Origin of the sequence: Pararhizobium mangrovi (assembly GCF_006516965.1) — a bacterium.
GTDB classification, from domain to species: domain Bacteria; phylum Pseudomonadota; class Alphaproteobacteria; order Rhizobiales; family Rhizobiaceae; genus Pararhizobium_B; species Pararhizobium_B mangrovi.
Genome location: NZ_VHLH01000025.1, coordinates 1 through 22,833, shown reverse-complemented (window position 1 = coordinate 22,833; position 22,833 = coordinate 1). Strand labels below are relative to the sequence as shown.

Here is a 22,833-nt window from a genome sequence, read left to right as displayed (position 1 = left end):
CCTATTGGCCGAGAAAGACGGTGGGGAACTGGCGCACGAAGACGTCGAAGAACTCCGAGCTGCCGTAGTAGAAGAGGATGAGCCCGCCGGTGATGATGAAGGGCAGCGAGATGAAGTAGATCGGGATCTGCGGCGCGAGCTTGTTGATCATGCCGATCGTGATGTTGAAGACGAGGCTGTAGACGAGGAACGGGCTCGTCAGTTGCAGGATCACCATGAAGGCGCTCGAAAGCGTGTCGGCGAGCGTCGACAGCGCCATCTGCGGATCGAACACCTGTCCGAGCGGCATGAAGTCGTAGGAATTGACGAGCGCGCGGATGACGATGGCGTGGAAGTTGAGCACGAAGAGCAGGAGCAGGCCGACGAAGTTGATCAGCGTGGCGAGTTCGGTCTGCGGCGTCGCTTCGGGAATGTCGAGCGAGGACATGGAATTGAAGCCGATGAGCATGGAGACGGACACGCTCGCGAACTGCAGCGCGAGCACGTAGTACCGTGCGACGAGGCCGAGCGTCGCGCCGATCAGGACTTCGCTGCCGACCAGTCTCAGATAGCTGCTCGGTCCGGCCCCGAGGTCGGCGGTGACCTTCGGATAGACGGTGCTCCAGACCATCGGCAGGATGGCGAGCGAAAGGGCGAGCGCCAGGAGCGCGCGCACGCGCATCGGTACGCGCAGGCTGCCGAAGCCCGGCAGCGTCATGAAGCAGGCGCCGATCCGGCAGAAGGCGGCGAAGAGCGCCAGAACCGTGCCCTGCGGATCGGAAATCACGAGATGGCGCCGAGGATCTTGATCTCGATGCCCTTGGCGATCTCGACATGCGAGAGCACGGGCAGGGTGGGGAAGAGCCGCTCGACGATCATGCGTACATAGGGCCGCGCTTCCGGCGAGGTGACGAGGGCGAAGGGCGTGCCCTTGTCCATGTGCTCGCGGATGACGGCCGACGCCTGGTCGGAGAATTCCTCGAGCTGGCGCGGATCGATGTCGAACTCGACGATCTCGCCGCGATTGTCGCGCTTCAGCGCCTGGTGGAAGGCCATGTCCCAGCGGTTGCCGAGCCGCAGGATCCTCAGCACGCCGTTGTCGGCGAGGTCGCCGCAAAGCTGCTGCGCCATGCGCACCCGCACGTGCTCGGCGATCTGCTCGGACTTCTTCGTCTGCGGAGCGATCTCGGCGACGGCCTCGAGGATGAGGTGAAGGTTGCGCACCGAGACGCGCTCGGCGAGCAGCAGCTTCAGCACCGCTTGCAGGCCGGAATAGGATAGGCCGGACGTCGAGCACACCTCGTCGGCGAGCTTGCGATACTCGGGATCGAGCCGGTCGATCAGCACCTTCATGTCCTTGTAGGAAAGAAGCTGCGGCAGGTTGTTGCGGATCACCTCGCTGAGATGGGTAAGCACGATCGAAACGGTGTCGATCGGCTGGAACCCTTCGCGCTTGAGATCCTCGACGAACTGATCCGGCACGGAAAGAGCGGGCATGCCGAAGGCCGGCTCGCGGATCTCGTCGCCGGGCACGCTCGGCATCCGGCCGCCGGCGGTGATTACCATCACCTCGCCGACGCGCACGGTGTTGGAGGCGATCGTCGTGCCGTGGATGCGGATCTGGTAGCTTTTCTCGGGAATGGAGATGTCGTCGGTGACCCTGATCTCCGGCACGACGAACCCGTACTGGCCGGCGAACTTCTTGCGCATCTTGCCGACGCGAAAGGCCAGTTCCTGATGCGAACCGAGGAGCTTGGCCGACACCTGCTTGCCGAGCAGCAGCTCCACCTCGGCGGTGTGCAGGATCGACTTCACCGAATCCTTCTCTTCCGCCTCCGCCTCGCGAATCTGGCGTTCCTCCTCCTGCCGTCCGGCGTTTTCGCGCTCGGCGATCTTGCGCGGGACGAACCATGCGCCGAAGGCCATGACGCCGCCGAGCGCCACGAAGGGCAGGAACGGCAGGCCGGGCAGAAGGGCCAGGATGAACATCAGGATCGACGCGACGAAGAGGGCGCGCGGATAGGCGGAAAGCTGGCCGATGACGGCCTGGTCGGCGGTGCCGATCGAGCCGCCGCGCGAGACGAGAAGGCCGGCGGCGAGCGAGACGATGAGGGCCGGCACCTGGGAGACGAGGCCGTCGCCGACCGAAAGCTTGACGAAGGCGTCCGCCGCCTCGCCGATCGGCATGTTATGGCGGGTATAGCCGATGACGATGCCGCCGAAGATGTTGATGCCGGTGATGATCAGGCCGGCGATGGCGTCGCCGCGCACGAATTTCGACGCACCGTCCATGGCGCCGAAGAAGGACGATTCCTCCTGCAGCTCGCTACGGCGGATCTGCGCTTCCTTCTCGTCGATGGTGCCGGCGGAAAGATCTGCGTCGATCGACATCTGCTTGCCGGGAATGGCGTCGAGGGTGAAGCGCGCGCCGACTTCCGCGATGCGCGTCGCGCCTTTGGTGATGACGATGAAGTTCACCGTGATCAGGATCAGGAAGACGATCACGCCGATGACGAAGTCGCCCGACATCACCATCGAGGCGAAGCCGGCGATCACGTGGCCGGCGGCGTCCGTGCCCTCGTTGCCGCGCGAAAGGATCATGCGGGTCGTCGCGATGTTCAGCGATAGCCGCGTCATCGTGGCGATCAGGAGGACGGTCGGAAACGAGGAGAAGTCGAGCGGCCGCTGGATCCACAGCGACGTCATCAGGATCAGCACCGAAAAGGCGATCGAGAAGGCGAGGCCGACGTCGATCAGGAACGCCGGGATCGGCAGGAACAGGATCGACAGGATCATCACGATCCCGCAGGCGAAGCCGATGTCGCGCCCTGGCGTGCTGAAGGCGGGCAGGGCGAATGCGGAAGGCTGGGCCATGGCTTCGAGCAGGTTCCCGGTCGCGACGTGGTGCACGCCGAACGACGGCGCGCGTTACGGGCAGACTAGGCAGCGAAGCTTGCGCGAAGGGTGAGACATGGTCGTGCCTTCTGCCCGAGGCGCAGAAGAGGGGTGTGGCTAGAAGCCGTTCTGGATATGGGAGAAGACGAGGTTCGTGAAGCTGGCGATCTGGGCGCCGACGAAGGGTGCCGAAAGGGCGACGGTCAGCAGGATCGCGACGATCTTCGGCACGAAGGTCAGCGTGATCTCCTGAACCTGGGTCAGCGCCTGCACGAAAGCGATGCCGACCCCCACCAGCATGGCGACGAGGACGGCCGGGCCGGAGGCGATCAGCACCGTCCAGATCAGCTGCTGGGTCAGGTCGAGGGCGTCGGCTTCGTTCATCTCATTCGATCGTCACGCCGTCGGCAATGTCGATCTGCTGGCCGCCTTCGAGCACGGCCGTCAGCGTGCCGTCCTTCATCGCGACCTGCTTGACGACGCCGCTCGTCTCACCGTCGGCCGAGGTGAGCGTTCGACCGATCGCCGAGCCGGCATCCGAAAGCGCCGACTGGGAAAGCAGGGTTTCGAGATGCTTGTTGGTCTGGATCGTCTGCTCGACCTGGGAGAAGGTCGCAAGCTGCTGGACCTGCTGGGTCGCGTCCATCGGATCGGTCGGATCCTGGTTGTTCATCTGGGCGATGAGCAGCTTGAGAAAGGTGTTGTAGTCGACGTTGAGCGCGCTCGAAGCCTGGTCGGACTTGTTCGCGTCCGCGCTCGTCTGGGTCTGCGTCTGGGCGACGCCGGCCGCTGCACTTACTGCCATGATGCGAACTCCCTTTGCATGTGGGCCAGCTCGCCGGCCGGGATGTCGGGTCTTTCGAGGATCTCGTCCTCGCGCGGATAAAGCGTGCGGATCGCCTTCAGCGCCTCGAAATGGCGCTCGCGGGCGATCATCTGCTCGATCGCCATGACCTCGTTGCGCATGCGCTCGTCCTCGAAGCATTCGAGAAGCAGGGCGACCGACTTTTCGAACATTCGCCGGGCCTGGCCGGCGGCGGCCGGCTCGATCAGCATCATCTGCACGATGAAGTAGAGCTGGCGCAATGGCGTCGTCGCTTCTTCCGGCTGGATCACGTGGCTTTCCAGAAGGAAGGTGACGTCGTTCAGGAACTCCAGCGACGTCTTGCGGTCCACCCGCAGCACGGCGCCGTTGACGAAGATCTTTTCGCCGGGTTTCAGCGATATACGCAGCGTGGTGCTCGTCATTTCAGGCCGTCCCGGATGATCTCGGAAATCTCGATGATGCCGGAAAGGTCGTCGACCTCGCCACGGCGCACCTTCTCCGCCTCCTTGAGGATCCAGATGCCGACGGAGATGAGGTTGGCGCGTAGTTCGGCGTCGAGCTCGTTCTCCGAAGAGCCGAGGTCCTCGATGAAACGCACCCAGATGCGCCGCGCGAAGAACAGCGCGTTGGCCGCCTCCGGCGAGCGCACGCCCTTCTCCTGCGCACGGCGCATCAGCTCGATGGAGCGGTCGATCAGTTGTCGTTCGCGGTCCTTCGCCTCGGAAACGTCGTCCTGCTGGATCTCGGCGTAGGAAAACTGGTACATAATGCGCCCTTCTTGGCCGGCGGCCGTCTCTTAGAGGTAGTTCATGAGGCTGAGCTGCGAAATCCGGGCCGTAATCGCGTAGGACGTCTCGACCTGGTTCATCAGCGTGTTCACGCGGGTGGCGGCGTCGTAGGGATCGACCCCCTCGAGGTTGTCGATCTGGGTGTTGACGGTATCGATCTGGTCCTTCATCGCGCTCGTCGCCTTGGTGACGCGAGACTGCACGACGCCAAGGGTGCTGCGATCCGAATCGATGCCGGAAAGGGCCTCGCGCATCGTCGCGCTGGCGCTCGTAACGACGGTGCTTCGCGTCGAAGCCGGAACGTCGTCGCCGAGCAGCGCGGTCGAAAGTGCCGAGGCCATGGCAAGCTTGCGCACGCCTTCGGAATTGGCCGTCGTCGAGGTGTCGATCACCTCGTTCGTCCCGATGCGCGTCTGCACGGGATCGTCGCTCGCGTTCGACCAGGTCTGCCAGTTCGTCTCGTCGAACATCGGCGCGACGGTCTTGTCGATGAAGTCCTCGACGTCGTCCGCACTCGGCTCGGGCCCGTCCGGCGGGAAGGCGGCGTCGTAGGCGGAGCGGATCTCATCGCTCGCATCGCCGAGGCGGTCGTTGAGTGCCGGCTGGTCGCTCTGCGTTCCCGAAAAGACAAAGTTTCCGGCGACCGAGGCGTTCATCGCGCCGAGGGAACTCTGGAATGCGTTTCGCACCTGATCGACGACGCTCGAAAGCTGCGTGTCGTCGGACCCGCCGGTAACGGTCAGAAGGCCGTCGAGGGCGGTCTGGGTGTTGTCGGAAACGGATTCGAGCGCGCTCTGCGCCGTCGACAGCCGCGTCTGCACGATGCTGTTGGAATCGATGATCGCGTTCAGGCGGCTGACGCCGTTCGCAAGGCTGACAGACTGCGAGGTCCGGCCGCCGAGCGACTGGCCGATATCGGCATAGCGCCCGGTCGCCGCTTCCTTCTGCGCGTCGGCGAGCGAGGACTGACCGGAGACAAGGTTCTGGCGAAGGGCGCTTCTGAGCGCCAGGGTGGAGACCGTCGTCGTCTTCATCGGCCTAGCGCACCGCCGCCATCAGTGAATCGAGCATGGTGCCCACCGTCGAGATCATCTTGGCGGACGCCTTATAGGACTGTTCGAGATCGAGCAGCCGGGACATCTCCTCGTCGAGATTGACGCCGGTCTTGTTGGATAGCGCGTCGCTGCTTCGCGAGGTCATCGCGCTCTTGGTGTCGGATGCGCTGGAGGCGTCGCTGCGCATCTGTTCCAGCCAGCCGACGGAATCGGAAGCGTAGGAAAGGACGCTCGAATTGGAATCGAGGCCGGCCGGATCGGTGATCGCCTGCGGCGTGTCCAGTGCGTCGACAAGCGAATTCAGCCAGCGCGCGTCGCCCGGTCCCGTGGTGGCCGACGACGTCGAGGAGATCGTGCCGTCGCGCAGCTTCGAAGGGTCCGCCTCGACCCACGAGGCGACCGAAAGCGTCGCCGCGGCGTCGCTCGACCCGCCGGAGACGGTGAAGAGGCCCGCAACGTTGCCTCCGTTGCCGTCGCTCTCGCTGAATGCAGAAACGAGGCCGTTCGCAATCGAATCGAGCTGGCGGCCGAACTGCGGCGCGACGTCGTCGCGAAGCTGGAGAAGGCCCTGGAGCGAACCGCGCGCCGTGGTGTTGGCGCCGGTGCCCGCGGCGAGCGGCTCGCCGTCGATGAGCACGGCGTTGCCCGTCGTTGCGCCGTCATAGGCGCTCTTCGGCTCGAAGGTGACGCTGCGCGCGGTCGTTTCGAAGAGCGTCGTACCGTCCTTGGTGTAGAGCGCCACGTCGTTGCCCGAACGCTTCACTTGGTCGACGCCGACATACTGCGAGATGTTCTTGAGAAGCGTATCGCGCTCGTCGAGCGCATCGTTGACGTCGCGTCCGGCGTGGGTGCCGCTGACGATGCGGTCGTTCACGGTCTGGAAGCGCGAGAGGAGGTCGTTCAGGTCCGAAACGCCCGAGGCGATCTTCGCATCGGTCTCGGTCCGGGTCGTCTGCACGGCCTTTGCCGCATCGTTGATGCCGTTCGCCACGTCCTTGGCGGAGGCGACGGCCGAACCGGCGGCGGCGACGTCGCTCGGGTCGGCTGCATAGGTCTGGAGGGCGTCGCGCAGGTTGGCGATCAGGGTCGCGGGTGCATTCTCGTAGTCGTTGCCGCCGAGCGTGCGCGAGAGGCTTTCCAGCCCGTCGAGGAGGGCGTCCTGGCCGCTCGAGCCCGACGTGCTGGAAAGCATCTCGCGCAGCAGGGCGCTATCCTGCGAGCGGCTGACGGATGCGATCCGCGAACCGCCGCCCGCCGTCGTCGTCAGGTCCGCGCTGCGACGGACGTAGTTCTCGTTGCCGGCATTGGAAATGTTGCCGGAAACGACGGACGTCTGCCGCGCCGTGTTGGATAGCAGCGACTGCGCGGTGTTGATGGCGGAAGAAAGCGACACGGCGAGAAGCTCGACCCTTCGGCGAAATCAGCGCTGGAGATTGACGAGGACGTTCAGCAGGTCCGAACCGGTCTGGAAGACCTTGGAATTGGCCGTGTAGCTGCGCTGCGAGGAGATCATGTTGGTGAGCTCGCTCGCGAGGTCGACGTTCGAGTTTTCGAGCGCACCGGAGATCAGCGATCCGTAGCCGCCCGTTTCAGGCGTGCGGATCTGCAGATCGCCGCTTTCGTTGGTGAGTGCGAACGCATCGCCGGTGGTCGGCGACAGATTGTCCGGGCTCGCCACCTTGGCGAGCGCGACCGTGCCGAGGTCGATGGTCTTCGAGTTCGCCAGCATCGCCTGAACCTTGCCGTCCGACGAGATCGTGTAGTTCGAGACCGCGGTCGTCCCGGAACCGTCGATCGAGCCGCTCGAGACCGAAAAGTCGCTCTTGAGCTGCGAGGTGCCGGCAAAGCTCATCGAAAGAGCCTGAAGCGTACTGCCGCCGAGATCGTCGGCGCTGGTCGCAAGGTCTCCACCGCCGACCAGGGCGCCGTTGTCGTCGAAGTCGAGCATCCGCGTGCCGAGCACGTTGCCGGTGCTGCGATTGGTGACGGTGACGTTCCACTGGTTCGGAATGGCAGCCTGCGTTCCTGTGGTATCGGCCTCGGTCTTCTCGAAGGTGAAGTCGAGCGTCTGGCTTCCGCCCTGGCTGTCATAGGCGGTGAGCGATGTCCGGTAGGAGGAGCCGTCGGCAGCGCCCGCGGGCAGGTTCAGCGAAAGCGTGCCGGCCGAGGAGGGGAACGGCACGGCGGCGTTATACTTCATTATCAGCGGCGTCAGGCTGGTCGCCGAAAGGTTCGTGGTGTCCGCGTCCGATGCCGCGCCCAGAAGCTTGTAGCCGGCTGAATTGACGAGGTAGCCGTCGGCGTCCGGCGAGAACGAGCCCGCCCGCGTCAGCATCTGCTCGCCGTTCGGGCTCTCCACCATGAAGAAGCCCTCGCCGTCGATCGCCAGATCGGTGTTGGAGGAGGTGTAGGTGTAGGAGCCCTGCTCGGAAATGTCGTGGCGGATCGAGGTCTTCACGCCGCCGGAATTGTAGGAGCTTTCGGTGCCGGGCAGTATCATCGAACTGAATTCGGCGCTGGAGCGCTTGTACCCGGTGGTATCGGCATTGGCGATGTTGTCCGACACCGTGCCGAGCCGGTTCGACTGGGCGTTCATGCCCGACACGCCCGTGCGCATCATTCCGTAAAGACCCATAACGCGACCTCATGTTGCCTGGGATCGCGAGCATGCGCGGTCGAGCTTGTGCGAGGCTGGCTACCGGCCCGAACGTCGCCCTGAAGACCGGCAAGAACGCGAAAGGGCCCGCACCATCCGGGCGGGCCCTTTCGAAGCGTTCGTTTCCTGCGGTTTCAGCCGATATCGAGCGTGTAGCCAAGGAAGCGCTTGGAATCGATCGGATCGTAGCCGACGCGCTTGCGCAGCTTCTTGCGCAGCTTGGAGATGTGGCTCTCGACGACGTTCTCTTCGACGTCCTCGTCGAAGATGCCGTAGATCGCGTTGAAGATCTGCGTCTTCGTCACGCGGCGGCCCTGGTTGGAAACGAGATATTCCAGAATGCGGCGCTCGCGGCGCGGCAGCGCAAAGGTCTCGCCGGCGACCTCCGGGTCGCGACCGTCGGAAAACACGCGGATCGCCCCGGCGTCGGTGTGGTTGGCGAGTGCCGTCAGTCGCCGGCGGATCGCCGCCGCGCGTGCGAGGATCTCGCGCGGGTGGACGGGCTTGCGCACGACGTCGTCGACGCCGGCATCGAAGAGGGCGAGCGTCGTTTCGAGCGCCGGCGTGTCGCTGACGGCGATGACCGGCGCATCCGACCGGCCGCGGATGACGCCCGGCAGGTCGCTCGTGCGTTGCCCTTCGCCGAGAAGGAAGGCCTCGACCGCATCGATGTCGCCGTCGGCTGCGGTCTCGACCCACTCGCCGAAATCGCCCGGTTCGAAGCCGGTGGCGGAGATGCCTTCACGGGCGAACAGGCAGGAATAGCCCTTCGTTACGAGTTCGCGCTCGTCCACTACTACGATCATGCCGGTCAGCCTCCGAACCGTCGTGTTGCCTCGATGACGGGTGAAGGCAGGGCCGGATCCGCGACACGCCTGTAGAGCGCGTCGCGAATTCCCGGCACCCGTTCCGCTGCGATCGCGTTCGATCGAAGCGGTGTCCCCAACCCCGTTTCGACCCTCATTTTTTTGGAGAATGGTTAACGGCGCGTTAAGCCGCGTTTACACGTTCCCGTGCAGCGGGCGATCGTCGTTTATCGTCAATGGGTTGGAAGTTACACTGCTACGAGCAGAAGCGACGGGCCGCAGGCGTCCAGCGCCCGTAGCCGGTCGCCACGAGATTGCGAATCACGCGGCAGACATACTGTTTTTGCGCGGGGTTGTTGTTCGGCCCCGCGTGATAGCGCGCGACCGCCATCGTCCAGCTCACGTGCTGGCGGTGAAGCCTCGCAAGGAAGCGGGCGGCGTAGTCGACGTTGCGGGCGGGATCGAGCATGGCCGCAACCGAGGGAAACGCCTCATGGTGGTAATGATAGTTGATCTGCATGCAGCCGAGGTCGATGAGCTTCGTGCCGGCACGGCGCGCGGCTTCGAACTCGGCCAACGCGGCGCTGCGCGAACCGGCGAAGACGGCCTTGCCGGCGATGTTGAGCGCGAAGGGGTGGAGCGAACCCTTGTGCCCGGTTTCGGCGAGGCCGACGGAATAAAGGATGCCGGCCGGCACCGAATAGCGCTGCGCCGCCGCCAGGATCTGGCGTTCGCACGCCCCGGCCGGTGCAGCGGCGATGGTGGCCGCCGCGGCGCTAGAGATAGACGCCGCCAGAAGGGTTGCGGCGAGAAGGCTCGTCTTCGCGCGAAACTGCCGGCTCGCCGGGAGCGACGACCCGCTCGAACCCGTTGCCGGCATTGCCCCGCCGGCCGGAACCGCCGCCGGCGTGCTGCTGGCCGCCATGGCCGCCATGGGCGCCGTTCTGGCCGTGACCGGCATTCTGTCCGGTGTGCTGCCCGCCGTTCTGTCCACCGTTCTGGCCGGAACCCGGTTGCTGTCCCGCGCCGGCGTTCTGGTTCGTGCCGGGTTGCCCGCCGGTCGTAGCCGCCGCTGCGGACGGATCGCTTGCCACGTGCTGCACGGTGATCTTCTCGACGGCATAACCGTGCCCCTTGAGCTTGTCGATGATGGCGTCGTTGCCGCTGGAAAGCTGACGAAGCGCCTCGGCGGTTTGCACCTGCAGATGGATGACGAGCTGGTCGCCGTTTGCCTGGAGGTGAGCCGTGACGGCGCCGAGCGAGCCGGGATTGAGCTGCAGCGTCAGGCTGCTGACCTTCGCGCCGGCATTGGCGCCCCCCGTCGCGCCGGTCCCCGCGGTGCCTCTGGCGAGCGCCTGCGACCAGTCCGCCCGCTCGACCAGTGCGTTACCCACCTGGCTAGCGGGATTGCCGCCGCGCGCTGCCGCCATGCCGGCGGAAGCGACGGGCGCCGGCATGGTCGTTTCCTTCGCCGCCGTGCTCTTCGACGGTTTGGTTTCCGCGTCGTCGTCGAGGCGGATGGCATGGTCGACGACCTGCTTGTCGCCGCCCTTGTCGGAGGCATTGCGTGCCGCCGGCGTTTCCGCCGACGACGCAGCCTGCTTCCTGACGGTCGCCTTCACCGGCTCGGCCGGCCGGGCGTCTGTGTCGCCGCGCGAAGTAAGCGCATGCGAAAGCATGGTGCGAAGGTCGGCAAGGGCGGAGCCGACGCTGCGCGCGGCGACGACGCGCACCGCATGGTTTCCGCCGCCGCCGGAACCGGCGTTTAACGCGGCCTTTGCGGTGTCGCCTGTGCCCTTGTCGCGGGTCGGGTGCGCGGAAGCCTCGCCCGCGGGCTTGCCGGTTGCCGCGCTGCCCTGCCGGTCGGCCGACACGGGTGCGTTCGCTCTCGCGTTCGCGCCGCCGCTGCGATCCGTGGCGTCGGTCCTGTCCGAAGGGGCACGGGCCTTTGCTGCGGCTTCTTTCGGTACGGGCACGACGGCGGGGGCAACCGCGTCGTCGTCCTTGCGCTTTCGCTTCTTGGGATCGTGACGCGAAGCGGTGTCCGCGCTCTTGCCTTCGTCCTTCGCGGCGATGTCGGCAACAGGCGTGTCTTTCGTTTCTGGATCAGTCTGGTGTTCGACCCCGTCCGTCATCTCGTCCACGCGCGTACGACCCTTCCCGTCCTTCGAAGGCACGGAAGCGGCCTCGCTTGAAGCGTGCGGAAGCACCGCTTTCTCTCCTGCTTCGTCCTCGACCGGGTGCGCCGCACTCTCGTCCGTCGACGCCGAAGCCTGATCGGGCTCGCTCCCGCCTTCGGCCTTTACGCCTTGCCCTGTGCGGTTCCCGGCGGAACGGGCCGCATTGTCGCCCTGCCGCGCCGAAGACTTCTTCGGTGCATCGCTCTCGGCATCGCGTTTTCGGGCGTCGACTCCTGTTCGGTCTCGATCGCCGTCCTTCTTCGCAATGCCGTCTCGGCTGTGCTCATCGGAACCCGTTTGCGTTTCGGCACGCTCTCCTTCGGTCTTCACCGCGTTCCGGTCGCTCGTCTTGTCCGGATCGGCGTTGGCCCCGGCGCGAACGGGTGCCGTTTCGCCATCCGTCGGAGCGGCCTTCCGGTCGACGACCTCGGAGAACGCGGAGCCGTCTTCCCCCCGGCCACGCTGGTTCGCGTTCGCGGCGGTGCCCTTTGCCGACAGTGCGACGGGCAGGCGGTTCGGGGCGATCGATGGGCTCACGGCGTCTTCTCCTGCAGGAGGGCATCGATAGCGGCGATCTTTTCTTGGCCGGCCGTGACGAAAGCGCTCTGCGCCGACGAGCCCTTCGAAGGCTTCGCCGGCGGCGCGGCAGCCTGCGCGCCGTCGTCGGCAAGCGGCTGCGGTTGCCGGGTGATCGCCCTGCCGATCGCTTCGGCCGCGGCGCGAAGCGCCTGGTCGCGTTCGGAAAGGGTCTTGTCGTCGGGCGTCGCGACCGCGGTGAGTGCGCGCGAGACCGAACCGTTCGCGAGACCCGCGATGCCGCCGTAGAAGGTCGCCATGCTCGCCATGGCACCATCGTTCTTCGAGAGCGCTTCGGCGCGCCGGGCCGACGCCGCTGCGAGTTCGAACCGGCCGGCGATGGCCGCCGCCCGGGCGACCCGCAGATAGAGCCCGCTCTGCCGGCGCAAATCCATCGGCGCGAGCACGGAGGAGACGTCCTGTTCGTCGATCGCGTCGGTGTGGTCGATGACGAGCTGCACGAAGAGGTCAGCGAACTGGCCGGCATAGGGTGAATGCAGGAAGCGCGTCGCGTAGTCGTGGGCGAAGGCGAGCCCGCGATCGACATCGCCGAGCCGGTCGGCGAGCGCGAGGGAACGGCGCAGAGCTGATTCCTCGAGGATCGAGCCCGGCGCCAGGAGCCGCACCCAGTCGTAGAGTTCCAGTGCCGTCTTCGGCTCCTGCGGCGCGCTCGCATTGGCGACCACGAGCGTGAGATAGGGGCCGATGGCGCTGTTGCGCAGATCCGGTTCGATCGGCGCGAGGATCTGCCGTGCCGCCACCGGACGGCCGGTGAAATAGGCGTTCAGCCCGCGCACGAGCTGATGGTCGAAATAGCCCTGCGTGTCGTGGCCCGCGAGCTCGGCCAGGGTCTTGGGGTTGCCGCCGCTCATCGCGTAGACGAGGACTGCGTCGACGTTGCGCGGATCGGTGAAGAGCGTCTCGTCGGCCGATTGCAGGCGCTTGTCGATGCGCTTCAGGAGGTAGGATTGCATCGCCTGCGCCCCCTGGTCGCCATGGACGATGCGATCCTGCACGTATTCGAGCGTATCGACGACCTTGAAGAGCGGCAACCCATCCGTGTCGCCCGGCGAGACCGTCGCTTCGGCATGCGCGGCACCGGCAAGGGCGACGAGGGCCGCGACGACGGCGAGCGCGCGGCGCACGCGCGTCACGACTTGTCCCCGCCGGTGGCAATCAGGATCTCGATGCGCCGGTTGGCGGCGGCGAGCGGCTGGTCCGGCAGGAGCGGCCGCCTGTCGGCAAAGCCCGAGATCTGCTCGACGCGCTTCTTCTCCAGCCCGCCACGCACCAGCATGTAATAGGCGCTTTCGGCGCGCTTGGTGGAAAGGCGCCAATTGTCGCGATCCGTACCGTGGTAGGGCCGCGCGTCGGTGAAGCCGCGGATGACGACGGCGCCCTTGCGCTTTGCGAGCACGCTGCCGATCTTCTGCATCGCCACCACCATGTCGTGGCGCGGCACCGCCGAACCAACGTTGAACATGCCGTCTTCGACGTGATCGGTGATGCTGACGAGGAGACCGCCCTCGGACGGCTTCACGCTGATGCCTTCGGCAAGCGTGCCGGCGAGGCCGCCGGTCGCGGCCTCGATCTGTTCCTGCAGGGCTTTCGCCTCGATCGCGGCACTTTCCTTGGCGGCGCCCTTTCCGCTCGCAGGCGATTTCGTGTCGGTGGCGACGGGTCCGGTTTCACCAGCCTTTCCGTCCTCGTCGGCCGGCCTGGCCTTCGACGTCTCCCCCGTCTTCTTCTCGGGCCGATCGGGCGCGACGTCGGTTTCCGCCGCCGGCTTTTCGGGCTTCGATGCGACCTGCTGCACCCAGTACGCCGGATCGAACGGGTCGCGATAGGCCGTCCCGCCGGAAGCGCCGGTGGCCGCGCCGGAATCGCTCGCTCCGCCTTCGCCGGCTTGCGAGATGTTGGCCTTGTCGCCGGTCTGGTCGGCAATTTCGGCGAGCACGGCGTAGGGGTCGTCGAAGAACTCCTTCTCGCCGTCGCCGGTCTTCGCAGCGTCGGAGGCGTGTTCCTGCTTGCCCGCGCCCGCCTTTTCGTCCCGGCCGGCTTTGGTTGCCGAACCGGCCTCAGAGGCCGACGTCTCGTCGTGGATGCTGCGCGCGACGGGGCGCCGGTCGGTCAGCTTGATCGGGTTGAAATAGCTGGCGACGGCCTGTTTCGTCTGGTCGTTCGCGGCGTTGACGAGCCACATGATCAGGAAGAAGGCCATCATCGCCGTCATGAAGTCGGCATAGGCGATCTTCCAGACGCCGCCGTGGTGGCCGTCCTCTTCGGGCGCGACGCGCTTGACGATGATGATTTCCTGATGCTCGTCGTCGCTCACGGCGTCACCTCCGCAAGCGCGGCGCGTAGCGGCTCGAGCCGCGTCGCGAGCACGCTGCCGTCGATCTCCGCATGAAGGTCGTGCGTTTCGCTTTCCACGTGGGCGAGCGCGATTTCGGCAAGCGCGGGAAGCGCGGCGACGCGTGCGAAGAACCATGCCGGCCCGCTGATCGAGACCGTTGGCGCCCCGTCGCCGGCAAGCGCCTCGCGGATCGTCTCCGCGAAAGTCTCGGCAAGCCGGCCGGCGATCGCCTCGTCGACGAAGGGCGCCACGATGCGGGCTGCCTCGGCGCCGATCGCGCGTGAAACTTCGCCTCGCATGCGTTCGAGGCCGGCCGCAAGGGCGGCGCCGGCCGCCTCGGCATGGTCCGCATGCGCGGCTGCCAGCGCCTCGGAATGTTCGTTCCTCAGGGTCGCGAGCGCCGCTTCATGTTCCCCGGCGAGTGCCGCTTCGGCCGCGCGGTAGCCCTCCTCGTAGGCCGCTGTCCGCTCCGCTTCGATGTCGACGGGCGCTGGCGTCGGTGCCGGGTCGCCCGCGGCACTGGCGCGCGCCACTGGCCGCACCGGTGCCGAAAAGTCCTGAAGATGACGGGCGAGCGCGGCGCTCATGCGACCGCCCCTGCGCCGCCCGTCGAAACGGCCGGCGTCGTCGTGCGGCGGGTAAGGTCGGGGTCGAGCGTCATCGGATTGCGCGCGGGTCCTTGCGGAACGAGGATCGGGCCGATCATGGCCGGCAAGCTAGACAGCCAGCCTTGCGCGAGGGTGACGGGGAGCGGAATGCGGAAAGCCGCGCCCTCCGATCAGGAAGGACGCGGCTTCAAGGAGCGATCCGGACGGGGCGGCCGAAACCGTCCGTCCGGTCGGGAGCGAGACCCTTAGCGGAAGAGCGAAAGGATCTGCTGCGAGGAGGAGTTGGCGATCGAAAGCGCCTGGATGCCAAGCTGCTGCTGCGTCTGCAGCGCCTTCAGCTTGGTCGACTCCTGGTTCATGTTGGCGTCGACGAGACGGCCGACACCGGTGTCGATCGAGTCCATCAGGTTGGAGACGAAATCGCCCTGATTGTCGATCTGCGTCTTGGTGGAGCCGAGGCTCGATGCGGCCGAGGTGACGCTTTGGATCATGGTGTCAACGTCGTGGATGTAGTTGTCGATGTCGTCGCCGCTGGCATTGGTGACATTGATGTCGTCCAAGCCCGCGGTCAGGAACTGGCCGTTGCTGCTCGAAGTCGCAGCAGTGGATTTGATCGATGTCTTAGCACCTGTCGCGTTCGTCGTGATGTTTACATTGTCAGAACTGATCTCGAGTTTAACATCGTTGCTACTTCCATCACCAACGGTGAAGCCGGCGTCGCCGATCGCCTGGGCGAGAACGCTTTTGATGTCGTCCTTCGAATCAATCGTGCCGTTGGCATCGTTGCCGAGGGCTGCGTTGACCGTGGCTGCATCGATCTTAACCGTCTTCGTGCTGCCGTTCACGGAAAGATCGAACTCGATGGTGTCCTTCCCGGAAAGGGTTACGCTATTTCCGTTTCCTGCGATACCGGACGCGTCGAAAGAGATACTGGCGCCCATCGCATCAACGGCCGGATCAGCATCCCTATCTGCATCCGAACCGTTGCCTGTCTTTATTGCGATCCCCAGATTCGACACATTCGCGACGTCCTTGCCCTTCTGCAGCAAGCCAGATGCGTTTTCGTTCGCATCGAAAAGCGCGGTGTCCTTCGTGTCGATATCGATCGTATCGAGCGAAATCTCTCCGTTCGTGCGCGAAAGCGAGGAGACGATACTCTGCTTTGTATCGCCGTCCGTGGAGTCGATCGACAGCAGGTTCGAGCCAGAGAAGCTCGCGGACTCGGACGTGCTCTTGATGGTGCTCGTAAGGCTATCCAGTTCGGACTGGATCTTGGACTTATCGACACCCGGCTGCTTGGCGGTCACGAGGCGCGACTTGATGTCGTTCAGCGAGTCGATCGTCGAGTTCAGTGCCGTGTAGCCGACATCGACGGTCGAGGCGCCGAGGCCGAGTGCGTCGGAGACGGCCGACAGCGACTGGTTGTCGGACTTCATCGTGGTGGCGATGGACCAGTAGGCGGCGTTGTCGGAGGCCGAGTTGACCTTCTTGCCGGTGGAGATGCGGCTCTGCGTGGTGTCCAGGCTTTCGTTGATCGAGCGCAGCGTCTGCAGCGCGGCCATGGACTGCGTGTTGGTGAGAATGCTCGTACCCATGAGGCGACCCCTTGTCGGTGACCGGGTTCAAAGGGACATGCCGGACTCTGAAAACTTACCGGCGATGGGAAAAGAAGGCATCATGCCGTTCGAACCGTGTTCATCCCCAGCGGTCCGATCCCCCAATGTTGCGGGCACATTCGCACCGCGGGCGTTTCAATTTCCTTAAGGGCGGGGAACGCCGGAATGCGACATGGTTACCGCGGGGTTAAGCCGGCCCCGCGTTCAGCTGAACGAGCGCACCATCGAGCCGACGAGCAGGTTCCAGCCGTCGATCATCACGAAGAAGAGGATCTTGAAGGGAAGCGCGATCGTCGTCGGCGGCAGCATCATCATGCCCATCGACATCGTCAGCGTGGCAACGACGAGGTCGATGACGAGGAAGGGAAGGACGACGAGGAAGCCGATCTCGAAGCCGCGTCTGAGTTCGGAGATCATGAAGGCGGGGATGAGCACGCGAAGGTCGATGTTCTGCGGCGTGCCGACGGACTGGCCCCGCTCGCGGGCGAGATCGACGAAGAGCGACAGATCCTCGTCTCGCACGTTCGCGGCCATGAAGGTGCGGAACGGATCGGCGATGCGGGTCGCAGCCTGTTCCTCGGTGATCTGGTTGTTGAGAAGCGGCTGGACGCCGTCGTTCCACGCTTTGTCGAAGGTCGGCGTCATGACGTAGAAGGTCATGAAGAGCGCCAGCGAGATGAGGATGAGGTTCGCCGGCGTCGTCTGCAGGCCCATGCCCGACCGCAGGATCGAGAACGCGATGATGAAGCGCGGGAAACTCGTGACCATGACGAGGATGCCCGGCGCCAGCGAGAGCACGGTGATGACGCCGAAGGTGCGGATGATGAAGCTCGCCGCCGAACCGTCGATCGGCCCGTCGAAGAGGTTCGAGGGAAAGGTCTGCGCACCGGCGACGGCCGTCGTGGCGAAGAGGGCAGCAAGGACGAGGAGGAAGCGCTTCATTGGATGACGAAGGTCCGGACGAGGACGTCGTCCACCTTGCCCTTCGAGCGCAGCTTCGCCCGCTCGCCGAGCGCGTTGCGCAGGTTCTCGAAACCGCGCGGACCGGAGATCTGCTGCAGCGACACGGTGCGCATGTAGGCCATCAGGTCGTTGTGGATCGCCTCGGCTTCGGCGGTGTCCGGCTCGCCCTTGAAGACGAGCGATACGGCAAGCCGCACCCAGGTGTCGGCGGGATAGGCGAGATTGGTGGTCATCGGATCAAGCGCGACGAGGTGCGCGTTCGCTTCGCTCAAGGCCTGGTCGCCCTCGGCTTCCTCCTTGCCGTGGCCTTCCGCCTTCTCGCCATGGGCGGCTGCCGGTGCGGTCTTCGCGGTCGCGTCCTCCGGCGCGAGCATGCCGCCGAGCACGAAGCCGCCGGCGACGGCAAGCAGCGACAGCCCGCCGACGGCGGCGAGCGTCACGACGAGCGAACCCTTGCCGCCCTTGCCTTCGGATTTTTCGGCCTTCTTGCCTGCCATGGTCATCGATCTCCCGGCGCGCGATCAGAACGGCGCATATCTGTCGACGACCTGCTGGCCGACGGGCGGGTTCTGGATCTCGCTCAGCCTGCCGCGCCCGCCGTAGGAAATACGCGCTTCGGCGATCTTCTCGTAGGAGATCGTGTTGTAGGCGGAGACGTCGCGCGGGCGCACGATACCGGCGATGTTGAGGATCCTGAGCTCGTGGTTGACGCGCACCTCCTGCGAGCCGGAGATGATCAGGTTGCCGTTGCCGAGCTTGCCGGTGACGACGGCCGCCACCTGCAGGTTCAGCTGTTCGGATCGCTTGATCGAGCCGTCGCCGTCGGTCGAGGTGTTGGAGCCGTAGGTCAGGTTGCCCTTGGCGCTGTCGGCCGCGCCGGAGACGTCGTAGCTGCCGCCGAAATTGAAGCCGCTGTCGTTCTTGCGGCTGCGTTCGGTCTCGTTGTCGAAGGAGGCGAAGTCGTTGATGGCGATGTTGACGGTCAGGATGTCGCCGACATCCATGGCGCGGGCATCCTTGAAGAGCGCGCTCTGGCGATCCTGCCACAGGGAAAAGGTGCGCGGGCTCTTGGCCGTGCGCTCGGGATAGGCGGCCATTTGCGGCGTCTGCCCGAATTCCAGCCCGCTGCCGATCGGGCTCATGGCCGGCGCGCGGCCGATGTCGCTCGCGCAGCCGGCAAGCGGCAGGGCGAGGCAGGCGAAGGCCATGCGGCACCAGGGGGCACGGATCATGGAGAGACGAGCGGTCACGAGGCGCTTCCCGAAGTCTTCGGATCGCCGGCGCTGGCGATGATCGCGGCGAGGCGTGCTGCCTTTTCCGCCTTCATCTCGTTGAGGATGGCGCCGGCCCGGTCGGATTTCAGCTTCATCAGGATGGCGGCTGCGACGCTCGGATCGATGAGGGAAAGCTGGTCGGCCGCCGCGTCGGCATCCATGTTGGTATAGATATCGACGAGCCGCTGGCGGGCGGACTTCACGAAGTCGTCGCGGCGCTTCAGCCAGTCCTCGTACTCGCCCTTGCGCTTTTCGAGCGCCGTCATGCGCGTGTCGATGGCCGCGCGCAGGTCGTCGAGCGCCTTCTTCTGGCGGCGATAGCGCTCCTCGCGCGCCGGCTCGGCGATGTTGGAGCAGTAGCGCTCGACCTCGGTCGCGGTCGTGGCCGATGGTGCCTTCGCGGCATCGTCGGCGGCATTCGCAGGCGCGGCGAAGCCGAGCGTCGCGAAACCGACGCCGGCAATGGCGCTGACGAGGGTGATGCGCTGTATCAGGCTCATTGGACCACCAGCTTGGCATGGAGGGCGCCGGCCGACTTGATCGCCTGCAGGATGGCGATGATGCCGTCGGGCTTGACGCCGATGCGGTTGAGACCGGCGACGAGGGTGCGAAGATCGGGCCCCTGCATGATCGCCACCCTGCCGCCTTCGGTCTGCGCGGCGATGTCGGTCTGCGGCGTAACGACGGTCGCGCCGTCGGAAAAGGGCGCCGGCTGCGAGACCTGCGGGTTTTCCTGAACCTGCACCGTCAGCGTGCCGTAGCTCACGGCGACTTTCGAGATCTGCACGTTGGCGCCGATGACGATCGTGCCCGTACGCTCGTTGACGACGACCTTGGCCGGCGTCTCGGTGTCGACGGTCAGGTCCTCGATATTGGCCATCAGCCGCGTCAGATGGCTGCCGTGCGGGGGGCGAACGGTGACGACCGTCGAGTTCTTCGCCCGGGCGAGCGGCGTACCGTAGCGCTGGCGGGCGAAAGCGTTGATGCGGTCTGCGACGCGCACGGCGGTGGTGAAATCGGGATTGTGGAGCTGCAGGACGAGCTGGCCGTCGGACTCCAGATCCTTCGGAAGTTCGCGCTCGACGATCGCGCCTTCGGGCACGCGGCCGGCGGTCGTCGTGCCCTGGTTGAGCGTCGCGCCCTGGCCCTGCGCGTTGAAACCGGAGACGACGAGCGACCCTTGCGCCACGGCGTAGATTTCGCCGTCGGCGGCGCTTAGCGACGTCATGACCAGCTGGCCGCCGCGAAGCGACGTCGCGTCGCCGAGCGAGGCGACCTCGACGTCGATGCGCGAGCCGCCGCTTGCGAACGGCGGCAGCGTCGCTGTGACCATGACGGCGGCGATGTTCTTCGAGCGCACCGCCTGGGCACGTGTCGCCACGCCGAGATTCTCGAGCATGGCCTGCAGCGACTGGCCGGTGAAGGGCGAGTTGCGCAGGCTGTCGCCGGTGCCCTGGAGCCCGACGACGAGGCCGTAGCCGATGAGCTGGTTGTCGCGCGCGGCCTGCAGCGAGGCGATGTCCTTGATGCGCGAGCCGGCCGTCGCGTGCCCAGGAGCGAACGCGACGAGGGCGGCGAAAAGGCCGGCGGCGATGGCGCGGAGCCGTCTCATCGCGCGGCGACCTCGACGGTGTCGTCCGCCGTCACGGTGCCGGAGACGGTCACGCCGGTGTCGACGTTGCGCACGCGGATGAAGTCGCCGACCGTGGCGTTGGCAAGGGGCATGCCGGGTGCGGAGATCGTCAGCCCGTCGGTGGCGAACACGATGCGCACCTTGCTGCCGCGCTTCACCGCGTAGGGCTCGCGCACGGAAGCGGCCGGGATGACCCGGCCGGGAAGCAGCGTGCGGGTCGCGACCTTGCCCTGAAGCTCGGCTGCCGTGTGCACGTAGTCGTCGCGAATGTTCGGGTTCGTGACCGTCACTTCCTTCAGCGCATGGGTCGCGATCTCCTGCCCGGGGTAGATGACCGATTGCGGCACCACCGCCGTCGGCGCGCCGGCGAAAGCGGACGCCGGCACGAACGTCAGTCCCGCAGCGAGCGCGAGCTCGACGGACACGCGAAGGGAGAAGCGCTTGATATCCGCAACGGTCGTGGTCGAGGCACCCATGAAAAACCTAGCCGAGGCTGCGCGAGATGGTGGAGGACATTTCGTCGGCCGCCTTGATGACCTTCGAGTTCATCTCGTAGGCGCGCTGCGCGGAGATGAGATCGGTGATCTCCTTCACCGGATCGACGTTCGAGGATTCCAGATAGCCCTGCTGGATATGGGCGTATCCCGGATCGTCGGGGGCGCCGACCGTCGGCGCGCCGGAAGCCTCGGTCTGCTTGAAGAGGTTGTCGCCCTGCGGATCGAGGCCCGCCTCGTTGGCGAAGTTGGCGATGGTAATCTGGCCGATGTTGTTCATCGTGCCGGTGCCGTCCTTGGCGTAGACGTTGCCGTCGCGCGAGACACTGACGTCGGTCGTGTTCGCCGGCACGGTGATCGGCGGCTGGACGGTGTAGCCGTCCGCCGTCACGAGCTGGCCGGTGGCGTTGGTGTTGAAGGCGCCGGCGCGCGTATAGAGCGTATTGCCCTGCGCGTCCTGCACCTGGAACCATCCGCGCCCGACGAGCGCCATGTCGAGATCGTTGCCCGTCTGCGTCAGCGAACCCTGGATGTGCAGGTTGCGCACGGCGACGGTGCGCACGCCGAGGCCGACATTGACGCCTTCCGGCACGATCGCCTGATCGGCGGCGTTCGGGACGCCGGCACTGCGTTCGGTCTGGTAGAGCAGGTCCGAGAACTCCGCGCGCGAACGTTTGAAGCCGGTCGTGTTGATGTTGGCGATGTTGTTGGCGATGACGTCGAGATTGGTCTGCTGGGCGTTCATGCCCGTTGCCGCGATGGCAAGCGCTTTCATGGCGGTTTTCCTCAGATCGACATGCGGGAAACATCGAGATAGGCGGTGACGATCTTGTCGCGGATCGCCAGGGCCGTCTGGAGCGACTGCTGCGCGGACATGACGGCGTCGACGACCTGGCGCGTGTCGGCCTTGCCCTGGATGCCCTGAACGGACATGGTCTCGGCATTGCGAAGACTGTCGAGCGTGTCGGAGGCCATGGAGTTCAGCGTGTCGGCGAAGCTCGTGCCGGTAGCGCCGCCCGTTCCGCCGGCACTTTCGGCCGTCGCGGTCTCGCTCGATTGCGCACCGTCGAGCGCCGCGCCGCCGAGGCCGCGCGTGAGCGAAAGGGACGAGACGCTTTGAAGACCGGGCATCATGGCGGTTACGACCTCAACAGTCCGATGGTCATGGAAATGAGGTCGCGTGCCTGCTTGATGGTCTGCAGGTTCGCCTCGTAGGAGCGGTTGGCCTCGCGCATGTCGGCCATTTCCGAGATCATGTTGACGTTCGGCATCTTGACCATGCCCTTGTCGTCGGCGGCCGGGTTGCCGGGATCGTACTCGCTCGTGAAATCGCTCGGATCGGTGTCGACCCGGTCGATCTTCACTTCCGAGACGCCCGTCGCGCGGTCGAGCACGGAGGAGAAGTCGACGACCTTGCGCCGGTAGGGGTCGGAGCCCGGCGTCGAACCCGTGGACTGGGCGTTCGCCATGTTCTCCGAGACGACGCGAAGGCGCGTCGATTGGGCGTCGAGGCCGGATGCGGCCACTTTCATCGCGGCGTTGAGGGCATCGCTCATGACTTCACCGCCATCATCATCATCTGGTGAAAGGATTTCACGATGGAGGTGTTGAGCTCGAAGGAGCGGCGGATATCGGTCGATTCCATCAGTTCGTGCGAAAGGCTGACGGAGTTGCCCGAAGGCTTGATCGCCACGTTCGCCTGATCCGGCGCGACGGCGACGTCGTTTCGCATCGTGTCGTCGACGAAGTGGCGGGGATCGTCCGCGGCCATGCGATCGGAGACGTTCGCGCGCTCAAGCACCTGCGAGAAGGGCTCGACCTCGCGCGCCTCGTAGCCGGGCGTATCGGTGTTCGCCACGTTGCCGGCCACGACGTCCTGGCGCACGGAAAGCCAGTGCGCCTGCTTCGCTGCGAGATTGAAAAGATGGATCGGCTGCATGCCGGTGCTCCCGTCGCTATGGGCAGAAGCTAGCCGGACAATCTTGCGTCAGCCTTGCGAGGTCCCAGCCGCTGCCGGTTTCGGGGGAGGCCAAGTGCCTAGATGTGAGCTTTCATTAGGTTGTCCATCCGGTCCGGACCGGGGATGCTGAGGTTGTGAGACTTCAGAGTCCAGGGAGGGACCGGATGA

27 protein-coding genes are annotated in these 22,833 nt (G+C 65.7%); all 27 read right to left on the bottom strand.

Features of this window, described 5'->3' with window-relative positions; translation table 11 throughout:
* Position 1: 1 nt before the first annotated feature.
* Positions 2-766 (bottom strand): flagellar biosynthetic protein FliR, encoded by a 765-nt coding sequence (gene fliR, locus FJU11_RS13130; protein ID WP_141167525.1) that lies wholly within the window; start codon positions 764-766, stop codon positions 2-4.
* Positions 763-2,853, bottom strand: coding sequence for a flagellar biosynthesis protein FlhA (flhA, locus tag FJU11_RS13125; RefSeq protein ID WP_141167524.1), 2,091 nt, complete (start codon positions 2,851-2,853; stop codon positions 763-765). Before flhA ends, fliR begins: the two co-directional genes overlap by 4 nt.
* A gap of 138 nt (positions 2,854-2,991) precedes the next feature.
* On the bottom strand, positions 2,992-3,258 hold the full coding sequence (gene fliQ, locus FJU11_RS13120; protein ID WP_141167523.1) for a flagellar biosynthesis protein FliQ: 267 nt from the start codon (positions 3,256-3,258) through the stop codon (positions 2,992-2,994).
* A gap of 1 nt (position 3,259) precedes the next feature.
* The gene (flgD, locus tag FJU11_RS13115; RefSeq protein WP_141167522.1) at positions 3,260-3,679 is read right to left on the bottom strand and encodes a flagellar hook assembly protein FlgD; all 420 of its coding nucleotides are present in this window, start codon (positions 3,677-3,679) and stop codon (positions 3,260-3,262) included.
* Positions 3,670-4,122: a flagellar biosynthesis repressor FlbT gene (gene flbT, locus FJU11_RS13110; RefSeq protein ID WP_141167521.1), complete on the bottom strand. Its 453-nt coding sequence runs from the start codon at positions 4,120-4,122 to the stop codon at positions 3,670-3,672. Before flbT ends, flgD begins: the two co-directional genes overlap by 10 nt.
* On the bottom strand, positions 4,119-4,466 hold the full coding sequence (gene flaF / locus FJU11_RS13105; RefSeq protein WP_141167520.1) for a flagellar biosynthesis regulator FlaF: 348 nt from the start codon (positions 4,464-4,466) through the stop codon (positions 4,119-4,121). Before flaF ends, flbT begins: the two co-directional genes overlap by 4 nt.
* Before the next feature lie 30 nt (positions 4,467-4,496).
* The gene (locus tag FJU11_RS13100) at positions 4,497-5,522 is read right to left on the bottom strand and encodes a flagellar hook-associated family protein (RefSeq protein ID WP_141167519.1); all 1,026 of its coding nucleotides are present in this window, start codon (positions 5,520-5,522) and stop codon (positions 4,497-4,499) included.
* A 4-nt stretch (positions 5,523-5,526) separates the two neighbouring features.
* Positions 5,527-6,936 (bottom strand): flagellar hook-associated protein FlgK, encoded by a 1,410-nt coding sequence (flgK, locus tag FJU11_RS13095; RefSeq protein ID WP_141167518.1) that lies wholly within the window; start codon positions 6,934-6,936, stop codon positions 5,527-5,529.
* A 27-nt stretch (positions 6,937-6,963) separates the two neighbouring features.
* Positions 6,964-8,178, bottom strand: a complete 1,215-nt coding sequence (locus FJU11_RS13090; RefSeq protein WP_141167517.1) for a flagellar hook protein FlgE — start codon at positions 8,176-8,178, stop codon at positions 6,964-6,966.
* Positions 8,179-8,333: 155 nt separating this feature from the next.
* Positions 8,334-9,005, bottom strand: coding sequence for a response regulator transcription factor (locus tag FJU11_RS13085; RefSeq protein WP_141167516.1), 672 nt, complete (start codon positions 9,003-9,005; stop codon positions 8,334-8,336).
* A gap of 256 nt (positions 9,006-9,261) precedes the next feature.
* A complete protein-coding gene (locus FJU11_RS13080) occupies positions 9,262-9,885 on the bottom strand; it encodes a transglycosylase SLT domain-containing protein (protein WP_141167515.1) in 624 nt (207 codons plus the stop codon).
* Positions 9,782-11,722 (bottom strand): flagellar hook-length control protein FliK, encoded by a 1,941-nt coding sequence (locus tag FJU11_RS13075; protein WP_141167514.1) that lies wholly within the window; start codon positions 11,720-11,722, stop codon positions 9,782-9,784. The genes FJU11_RS13080 and FJU11_RS13075 overlap by 104 nt, the downstream gene beginning before the upstream one ends.
* Positions 11,719-12,915 (bottom strand): chemotaxis protein, encoded by a 1,197-nt coding sequence (locus FJU11_RS13070; RefSeq protein WP_141167513.1) that lies wholly within the window; start codon positions 12,913-12,915, stop codon positions 11,719-11,721. The genes FJU11_RS13075 and FJU11_RS13070 overlap by 4 nt, the downstream gene beginning before the upstream one ends.
* A complete protein-coding gene (locus tag FJU11_RS13065; RefSeq protein WP_235891024.1) occupies positions 12,912-14,096 on the bottom strand; it encodes a MotB family protein in 1,185 nt (394 codons plus the stop codon). Before FJU11_RS13065 ends, FJU11_RS13070 begins: the two co-directional genes overlap by 4 nt.
* Complete coding sequence (locus FJU11_RS18630; RefSeq protein ID WP_235891023.1) at positions 14,093-14,704, bottom strand: hypothetical protein; 612 nt, start codon at positions 14,702-14,704, stop codon at positions 14,093-14,095. The genes FJU11_RS13065 and FJU11_RS18630 overlap by 4 nt, the downstream gene beginning before the upstream one ends.
* Entirely contained in the window at positions 14,701-14,832 is a 132-nt protein-coding gene (locus FJU11_RS18750) for a hypothetical protein (RefSeq protein ID WP_268935215.1), read from the bottom strand. Before FJU11_RS18750 ends, FJU11_RS18630 begins: the two co-directional genes overlap by 4 nt.
* A gap of 138 nt (positions 14,833-14,970) precedes the next feature.
* Entirely contained in the window at positions 14,971-16,320 is a 1,350-nt protein-coding gene (locus FJU11_RS13060; protein WP_141167511.1) for a flagellin N-terminal helical domain-containing protein, read from the bottom strand.
* A gap of 225 nt (positions 16,321-16,545) precedes the next feature.
* Positions 16,546-17,283, bottom strand: coding sequence for a flagellar type III secretion system pore protein FliP (gene fliP, locus FJU11_RS13055; protein ID WP_141167510.1), 738 nt, complete (start codon positions 17,281-17,283; stop codon positions 16,546-16,548).
* Positions 17,280-17,801: a flagellar basal body-associated FliL family protein gene (locus tag FJU11_RS13050; protein ID WP_141167509.1), complete on the bottom strand. Its 522-nt coding sequence runs from the start codon at positions 17,799-17,801 to the stop codon at positions 17,280-17,282. The genes fliP and FJU11_RS13050 overlap by 4 nt, the downstream gene beginning before the upstream one ends.
* A gap of 24 nt (positions 17,802-17,825) precedes the next feature.
* On the bottom strand, positions 17,826-18,512 hold the full coding sequence (flgH, locus tag FJU11_RS13045) for a flagellar basal body L-ring protein FlgH (RefSeq protein ID WP_235891027.1): 687 nt from the start codon (positions 18,510-18,512) through the stop codon (positions 17,826-17,828).
* 38 nt (positions 18,513-18,550) lie between these two features.
* Positions 18,551-19,078: a MotE family protein gene (locus FJU11_RS13040; RefSeq protein ID WP_141167508.1), complete on the bottom strand. Its 528-nt coding sequence runs from the start codon at positions 19,076-19,078 to the stop codon at positions 18,551-18,553.
* Positions 19,075-20,190 (bottom strand): flagellar basal body P-ring protein FlgI, encoded by a 1,116-nt coding sequence (locus FJU11_RS13035; RefSeq protein WP_141167507.1) that lies wholly within the window; start codon positions 20,188-20,190, stop codon positions 19,075-19,077. The genes FJU11_RS13040 and FJU11_RS13035 overlap by 4 nt, the downstream gene beginning before the upstream one ends.
* The gene (gene flgA, locus FJU11_RS13030; RefSeq protein ID WP_141167506.1) at positions 20,187-20,687 is read right to left on the bottom strand and encodes a flagellar basal body P-ring formation chaperone FlgA; all 501 of its coding nucleotides are present in this window, start codon (positions 20,685-20,687) and stop codon (positions 20,187-20,189) included. Before flgA ends, FJU11_RS13035 begins: the two co-directional genes overlap by 4 nt.
* 7 nt (positions 20,688-20,694) lie before the next feature.
* Positions 20,695-21,480, bottom strand: coding sequence for a flagellar basal-body rod protein FlgG (flgG, locus tag FJU11_RS13025; RefSeq protein WP_141167505.1), 786 nt, complete (start codon positions 21,478-21,480; stop codon positions 20,695-20,697).
* A gap of 11 nt (positions 21,481-21,491) precedes the next feature.
* Entirely contained in the window at positions 21,492-21,839 is a 348-nt protein-coding gene (locus FJU11_RS13020; RefSeq protein ID WP_141167504.1) for a flagellar hook-basal body complex protein FliE, read from the bottom strand.
* 5 nt (positions 21,840-21,844) lie between these two features.
* A complete protein-coding gene (gene flgC / locus FJU11_RS13015; RefSeq protein WP_141167503.1) occupies positions 21,845-22,261 on the bottom strand; it encodes a flagellar basal body rod protein FlgC in 417 nt (138 codons plus the stop codon).
* Positions 22,258-22,644, bottom strand: coding sequence for a flagellar basal body rod protein FlgB (gene flgB / locus FJU11_RS13010; RefSeq protein ID WP_141167502.1), 387 nt, complete (start codon positions 22,642-22,644; stop codon positions 22,258-22,260). The genes flgC and flgB overlap by 4 nt, the downstream gene beginning before the upstream one ends.
* Between the last annotated feature and the right edge of the window lie 189 nt (positions 22,645-22,833).

What these genes read in the sequence shown, in the direction of transcription:
- flgA (WP_141167506.1), bottom strand. Translation starts at nt 20,687, where the DNA reads ATGGGTGCCTCGACCACGACCGTTGCGGATATCAAGCGCTTCTCCCTT.
- flaF (WP_141167520.1), bottom strand. Translation starts at nt 4,466, where the DNA reads ATGTACCAGTTTTCCTACGCCGAGATCCAGCAGGACGACGTTTCCGAG.
- FJU11_RS13060 (WP_141167511.1), bottom strand. Translation starts at nt 16,320, where the DNA reads ATGGGTACGAGCATTCTCACCAACACGCAGTCCATGGCCGCGCTGCAG.
- flhA (WP_141167524.1), bottom strand. Translation starts at nt 2,853, where the DNA reads ATGGCCCAGCCTTCCGCATTCGCCCTGCCCGCCTTCAGCACGCCAGGG.
- flbT (WP_141167521.1), bottom strand. Translation starts at nt 4,122, where the DNA reads ATGACGAGCACCACGCTGCGTATATCGCTGAAACCCGGCGAAAAGATC.
- fliQ (WP_141167523.1), bottom strand. Translation starts at nt 3,258, where the DNA reads ATGAACGAAGCCGACGCCCTCGACCTGACCCAGCAGCTGATCTGGACG.
- FJU11_RS13100 (WP_141167519.1), bottom strand. Translation starts at nt 5,522, where the DNA reads ATGAAGACGACGACGGTCTCCACCCTGGCGCTCAGAAGCGCCCTTCGC.
- FJU11_RS13085 (WP_141167516.1), bottom strand. Translation starts at nt 9,005, where the DNA reads ATGATCGTAGTAGTGGACGAGCGCGAACTCGTAACGAAGGGCTATTCC.
- flgH (WP_235891027.1), bottom strand. Translation starts at nt 18,512, where the DNA reads ATGGCCTTCGCCTGCCTCGCCCTGCCGCTTGCCGGCTGCGCGAGCGAC.
- flgD (WP_141167522.1), bottom strand. Translation starts at nt 3,679, where the DNA reads ATGGCAGTAAGTGCAGCGGCCGGCGTCGCCCAGACGCAGACCCAGACG.
- flgB (WP_141167502.1), bottom strand. Translation starts at nt 22,644, where the DNA reads ATGCAGCCGATCCATCTTTTCAATCTCGCAGCGAAGCAGGCGCACTGG.
- FJU11_RS18630 (WP_235891023.1), bottom strand. Translation starts at nt 14,704, where the DNA reads ATGAGCGCCGCGCTCGCCCGTCATCTTCAGGACTTTTCGGCACCGGTG.
- FJU11_RS13020 (WP_141167504.1), bottom strand. Translation starts at nt 21,839, where the DNA reads ATGATGCCCGGTCTTCAAAGCGTCTCGTCCCTTTCGCTCACGCGCGGC.
- flgG (WP_141167505.1), bottom strand. Translation starts at nt 21,480, where the DNA reads ATGAAAGCGCTTGCCATCGCGGCAACGGGCATGAACGCCCAGCAGACC.
- FJU11_RS13050 (WP_141167509.1), bottom strand. Translation starts at nt 17,801, where the DNA reads ATGGCAGGCAAGAAGGCCGAAAAATCCGAAGGCAAGGGCGGCAAGGGT.
- flgC (WP_141167503.1), bottom strand. Translation starts at nt 22,261, where the DNA reads ATGAGCGATGCCCTCAACGCCGCGATGAAAGTGGCCGCATCCGGCCTC.
- FJU11_RS13040 (WP_141167508.1), bottom strand. Translation starts at nt 19,078, where the DNA reads ATGAGCCTGATACAGCGCATCACCCTCGTCAGCGCCATTGCCGGCGTC.
- fliP (WP_141167510.1), bottom strand. Translation starts at nt 17,283, where the DNA reads ATGAAGCGCTTCCTCCTCGTCCTTGCTGCCCTCTTCGCCACGACGGCC.
- FJU11_RS13080 (WP_141167515.1), bottom strand. Translation starts at nt 9,885, where the DNA reads ATGCCGGCAACGGGTTCGAGCGGGTCGTCGCTCCCGGCGAGCCGGCAG.
- FJU11_RS13090 (WP_141167517.1), bottom strand. Translation starts at nt 8,178, where the DNA reads ATGGGTCTTTACGGAATGATGCGCACGGGCGTGTCGGGCATGAACGCC.
- FJU11_RS13035 (WP_141167507.1), bottom strand. Translation starts at nt 20,190, where the DNA reads ATGAGACGGCTCCGCGCCATCGCCGCCGGCCTTTTCGCCGCCCTCGTC.